Raw genomic sequence first — 1,775 nt, 5'->3', positions numbered from 1 at the left:
GTCCTCAGACCCCAAAACACTTGAGCGTTGTATGGTTAAGCCTCTCGGGCAATTAGTACGGGTTAGCTCAATACATCACTGTAATTACACACCCCGCCTATCTACGTCTTCGTCTTAAACAACCCTTACTGATTTTAAACCAGGGAGAACTCATCTCAAGGCAAGTTTCGTGCTTAGATGCTTTCAGCACTTATCTCTTCCGCACATAGCTACCGGGCAGTGCCATTGGCATGACAACCCGAACACCAGCGGTGCGTCCACTCCGGTCCTCTCGTACTAGGAGCAGCCCCTTTCAATTCTCCAACGCCCACGGCAGATAGGGACCGAACTGTCTCACGACGTTCTAAACCCAGCTCGCGTACCACTTTAAATGGCGAACAGCCATACCCTTGGGACCTACTTCAGCCCCAGGATGTGATGAGCCGACATCGAGGTGCCAAACACCGCCGTCGATATGAACTCTTGGGCGGTATCAGCCTGTTATCCCCGGAGTACCTTTTATCCGTTGAGCGATGGCCCTTCCATTCAGAACCACCGGATCACTATGACCTGCTTTCGCACCTGCTCGACATGTCCGTCTCGCAGTCAAGCTTGCTTTTACCATTGTACTAACCTGGCGATGTCCGACCGCCATTAGCAAACCTTCGTACTCCTCCGTTACTCTTTGGGAGGAGACCGCCCCAGTCAAACTACCCACCAGACACTGTCCGAGACCACGTTTCGCAGTCTTCGTTAGAACATCAAACCTTAAAGGGTGGTATTTCAACAACGACTCCATCATAACTGGCGTTATCACTTCTCAGTCTCCCACCTATCCTACACATCAAAATTCAATGTTCAGTGTCAAGCTATAGTAAAGGTTCACGGGGTCTTTCCGTCTAGCCGCGGGTACACCGCATCTTCACGGCGATTTCAATTTCACTGAGTCTCGGGTGGAGACAGCCTGGCCATCATTACGCCATTCGTGCAGGTCGGAACTTACCCGACAAGGAATTTCGCTACCTTAGGACCGTTATAGTTACGGCCGCCGTTTACTGGGGCTTCGATCAGATGCTCTCACATCATCAATTAACCTTCCAGCACCGGGCAGGCGTCACACCCTATACGTCCACTTTCGTGTTTGCAGAGTGCTGTGTTTTTAATAAACAGTTGCAGCCAGCTGGTCACTTCGACTGACTTCACCTCCATCCGCGCGGGACTTCAATTACCGTCAGCGCACCTTCTCCCGAAGTTACGGTGCTATTTTGCCTAGTTCCTTCACCCGAGTTCTCTCAAGCGCCTGAGTATTCTCTACCTGACCACCTGTGTCGGTTTTCAGTACGGTTTATTATAACATTAACGCTTAGTGGCTTTTCCTGGAAGTGTGGTATCAGTTACTTCGCAACCGTGGTCGCTCCCCATCACGCCTCGAATCTAAATGACCGGATTTGCCTAATCATCCATCCTACACGCTTGGACCGGGACTTCCGTCACCCGGCTTAACCTAACCTACTCCGTCCCCACATCACTGTTATAACAAGTACGGGAATATTAACCCGTTTCCCATCGACTACGCTCTTCAGCCTCGCCTTAGGGGCCGACTCACCCTGCCCCGATTAACGTTGGACAGGAACCCTTGGTCTTCCGGCGAGGGGGTTTTTCACCCCCTTTATCGTTACTTATGTCAGCATTCGCACTTGTGATACGTCCAGCAACCCTCTCGAGTCACCTTCTCCGCTTACACAACGCTCCCCTACCCTATCAGAGGACAGATGACAGATGACTGATGACAGATT

1 rRNA gene is annotated in these 1,775 nt (G+C 51.2%); it reads right to left on the bottom strand.

The features are described from left to right. Positions 1-31 precede the first annotated feature (31 nt). A 23S ribosomal RNA gene (locus tag HPC37_RS10710) occupies positions 32-1,775 on the bottom strand; the annotation flags it as partial.

The organism is Spirabiliibacterium mucosae, assembly GCF_014884965.1.
GTDB lineage: Bacteria > Pseudomonadota > Gammaproteobacteria > Enterobacterales > Pasteurellaceae > Spirabiliibacterium > Spirabiliibacterium mucosae.
This window is presented reverse-complemented; position numbering and strand designations above follow the sequence as displayed.